This window comes from Lacticaseibacillus zeae DSM 20178 = KCTC 3804, assembly GCF_000260435.1.
GTDB lineage: Bacteria > Bacillota > Bacilli > Lactobacillales > Lactobacillaceae > Lacticaseibacillus > Lacticaseibacillus zeae.
Genome location: NZ_BACQ01000042.1, coordinates 1 through 4,078, shown reverse-complemented (window position 1 = coordinate 4,078; position 4,078 = coordinate 1). Strand labels below are relative to the sequence as shown.

2 protein-coding genes and 1 pseudogene are annotated in these 4,078 nt (G+C 41.3%); 1 reads left to right on the top strand and 2 read right to left on the bottom strand.

Translation table 11 applies throughout. The features are described 5' to 3' along the window. Positions 1-134 (top strand): annotated as a pseudogene (locus GSO_RS16940) (IS6 family transposase); the annotation flags it as partial. Positions 135-485: 351 nt separating this feature from the next. Here the strand turns inward: GSO_RS16940 and GSO_RS08690 are convergent. Together GSO_RS08690 and GSO_RS08685 are read right to left on the bottom strand one after the other, a co-directional pair. Next, a complete protein-coding gene (locus tag GSO_RS08690; protein ID WP_235500845.1) occupies positions 486-3,056 on the bottom strand; it encodes a family 15 glucoamylase in 2,571 nt (856 codons plus the stop codon). Between the two features lie 258 nt (positions 3,057-3,314). Continuing rightward, positions 3,315-4,078: IS30 family transposase (locus tag GSO_RS08685; protein ID WP_155807529.1), on the bottom strand; the 764-nt coding region annotated here is incomplete at its 5' end.

The window sequence follows — 4,078 nt, the reverse complement described above, 5'->3', positions numbered from 1 at the left end:
AACGCATTCGAACCGCTAGTGCAACGTTGAGCGGTGTGGAAATTGTTCACGCAATACGCAAAAGAACCCGACGAGAGTTAAGTCTCATCGGGTTCTCAGTCGTGGACGAATTAGAAGCATTGTTAGCTGCATAACCTTCAACATAGGATCAATAGCTGGTTAGATGGTCATCTCTCACACTGTTTGCACCAGATCCATTTGAAGGACTTATGGTACATCTCCATGCTCCACCAATACATCTTGATGGCAACTATAAAAAATTGACAATATTGTAAGTTAGTTCACTATACATCATCCGGACTGTAATGGGAACTAGCAGTTGATATAGTTCTTCATTTGCCAGCGTTTTGATACAACTCAAATGCCCATTCAGCTCCACGTACAATGTTAGGCTGCCATTAAAAGATAATTGATCATTATCATAAGATAATACTCTAGTCATTCCAGTGGTGAAAATACTATCGACTGATTTTTTGCTATTGAACTTACTTGTTGTAGTAATCGTTGAGCGCTAGAATATATGAACCTGAACCGAAGCCGCCCATTGGAACTGAACCGGCATAGTCTTGGTTAGTGTAATCTAGTAATTCTGGAATTAGGTAATAATTGTTCTGAGCTTGGCTGGTCATCCAGTCAATCAACGTTTTGGATTCTGAACGATCACCCATTTTAGCCAATGCGCCGGCAATTCGTAAATCAATAAAACCCCATTCACGCGAATCATACAAATCACCGTCTTGATCACGCATAAATCCTGGGGTGCTGCCAGTTTTGATTCGCAGATATTTGTTGTAACTGGCAATCATTCCTTGAGCTAACGATGAATTCGAGGGAACCAAGCCCTGATTGATGGCCTCAACCGTTGAACCATCATTTTCATGTTGACTATCACCTTTGCGTTCTATCGATGAAGCAATAATTTGTTGGCCATCTTCTGTGGTAATCAGGTTCTTCAAAATGCTGGTTTTCAGCTTGGCTGCAGCTTGGCTATACTTTTGATAGGAATCGTTAAAACCAAGTTTTTGCGCCATATCGGCAGCTGATTGTAGACCTGACCAAGCCGTAATGTCAGTGAAAGCAAATTGTTGCCTGGCTGGAGCATTTTTCAAAACAGAATATGGCGTCCAATGTTCTTCCCAAATTGAAGAATCTGGCTGAATTAAACCATTTTGCTTATTGGCCAATTCGATTAGCAAATCAGCATCTTGAGTTGTGATCTTATACCAATTAGTACTTTTAATATTTTCTTGAATGATTGGCTCTTGCTTAGCCTTTTCTTTGGTCAATTCGGCTTGCTTAACCTTAAGCCAGTTGCTAGCAGTTTGCTGCTGAGCATTTGCACTGACTAAAGCCGACTTGGCAGTCTTGACCTGGTCCTTAGCTGTAGTTAGCTGTTGTTGGGCTTGGGCAATCACTTGGTTTTGCTTGTTGAGTTCTTTAGTTAACTCTGCTTGTTTAGCAGTTAACCAAGCCTGAGCTTTTTGTTTGTCCTGAGCAGTTTTTGCGTGTCGTAAAGTTTGTTTGGCAGCTTTAACAATTCCTTGTTTGCGTTTGATCCAACCCTTTGCTGTATTAATCGTTGTTTTGGTCGTCTGCTTAACTTGCTCTTCTTTAGCTTTGGCAGTCTGATAGGTGTTCTTAGCGGTTACAGTGGTCTGTTTAGCTGTCGTCAATCCTCGATTTGCACTATCAACAATTTGTTGTTTGCGGCTAATCCATTGTTGAGCTGTCAGCACCTGTTGATTGTTCAAAAGGAAACTATAGTCATGCGTCTGATTAATATAATCATCTAAAACCCATAGGACTAAGCCCCAACCGTCAAATTCAATGTTCGGACCATTGTCATTATAATCAGAGTCCTCGCTGCCATCACCAAAATAGCGACAGACTGATAAAAGATAGTTTGAACTCAATTTAGTGTTCAGTCCATAAATTGGAGCTGAAGTATTATTACTTTCAATATAATTTTTCTGGAAGTAATTCGTCCCATCGCTGTTTTGCTTCGTCTTAGCATTCAAGAAAAAGTTCAAGGCTTCCTTGGCTTCTTGGTAATGCCCCGAGTCAATTAAGGCTTTAATCGAGTAAGAACCATCGCGAACCCAAGCAATGCTCCATTCGCCTGGAATTAAACTGGCTAGAACCTGACCATAACCTTCGCTCTTTTCTCTAACCTGCGACATTTTCAAGACAGCAGTTGACTGGCGATAAGTCTGAGTTTCTTGCGAGTTTAGTCCTTTAGGCATCCGTTCTTTAGCGTGCCAATTTTGCCACCAATTTTCTTCCTGCTGCAAAATTGCGGCCGGCGATCCCTGCAAAGATGTTTGAGCATTACTATCGACCGTTTGACTTAATTGATTTTCATTACCGTCTTCTCGCAGACCAATTTCAACCCCAAACCATTGACTCTGACCAGCTGAAATTTGAATATTTTTGTTCTCAAACCCATTGACTAGGTCATCACCCTGGCTCTGAATAGAATTATTCAAGTTACTGTTGCTCTGCAAATAGTTGACTGGTGTCTGATTTTGGTTACCAGTTTGATAGAGCTGATTTTGTGAATTCAGGTTCTTATAAATCGCAAAGCTGCCAGTTTTAGTGTTGAATTCTTTAATATAGTTGTTAGACGAATTATAGCTTGTCTCTTCGTCCTTTGTCGCGTAGTCTGTACCAAGATGCAAGTTCTGCTGTGAAAATAATGAAACATTTCGAGTCGGACCATTATTAGTCACCTTGACCAACATATACATGATTGAGGAACTGCCATCATCCGTGCCGGAAAATGGTGTGAAGTAATAGCTGTCAAAAGTAAGCTGATCATGGTGTTGGACCGAATGAATGATATTAGTGCCATTAATATATTCTGCTTGATCAACTGCAAGATTATTCAACCAAACAGTTTTGTTATTGTTAACTTGGTAGCCAAAATAGGCGTCATAAAGATAGTTAGGTGTTGTACTACCATCTTTTTCATGTGAAAAAATGTGGTGTTGGAGACGAATCAGCTTCGCATCTTTTTTTGAATAAATGCCAGCACAAATTCCATTTGAAGTTGTCAATTGATCCCATGAGTTGTGCCCAGTATAACTAGAGTTGGTATCTGCTAATACCTTTCCACCGCCAAATAAAAACGTAAGACAAAAACTCGTCAAAAATACTTTAAACATAAACTTTACGCTGCGCAAATTCATGTTTTTCCCCCCTTATTTAAAATATTAGGATTAATGACAATGTTTGTGTGAAAATGAAAAAGAAAAGCGGCGCCACTCTTCTACCAAAGCTATAGCATATTTGATGCCTAGATTGCAATAATAAAGTTACCACCTAGAAAGAGGCTTGCTCACTGCTTGAACTGGGGTTTGCCAACGGAGACATTTTCTGCGTTTGTTATTGATAAGCGCTGTGGCTCGTTGAATATTGGCCTCTGAAACCTGATCAAACTGTGTTCCCTTCGGGAAATAGTAACGAAGTTCTCGATTGAACCGTTCATTTGTGCCCCGTTCATTCGGGTGATAGGCGTGGCAAAAGTAAACCGGTATCCGATAGCGCTTTGTAAGCGCCTGATCGCAGGAAAACTCTTTACCGTGATCAACCGTCACTGATCGAACCGGACCCGGAAAGTCCACCATCAGTCTTGCAAATCCCTTAAGAACAGCATTTTGTGATAAGTTTTCAAGCTTAGTTGTCGCCATTAAACGTGTCACCCGATCGACAATGGTCAAAACAGCAGCCTTTGACCCGCGACCACCGCGAACTGTATCCATCTCTAAATGTCCTTTTTCGGTTCGCCGATTAGCTGACTCACTGCGAATCTCAATTGAGGTGCCTACTGCTTGGTTATAGCGCGACCGAAGGTCTTGTCTTCTTTTATGACGTTTACCGTGATCAAAGAGTTGGCTTGGCTGAAAATCGACTTGTCTTTGATAAATCCAGTGGTAAATCGTGTGTGGTGCACAGTGAACGGCATAACCGACCATTTCAGGGGACCAACCTAGGGTTAGCCTCTCAGTTACCATCCGCTTCAACTTAGGCGTTAAAATCGAGTGCCGACCACAACGATGCCGACAAGTATCGGCATGAT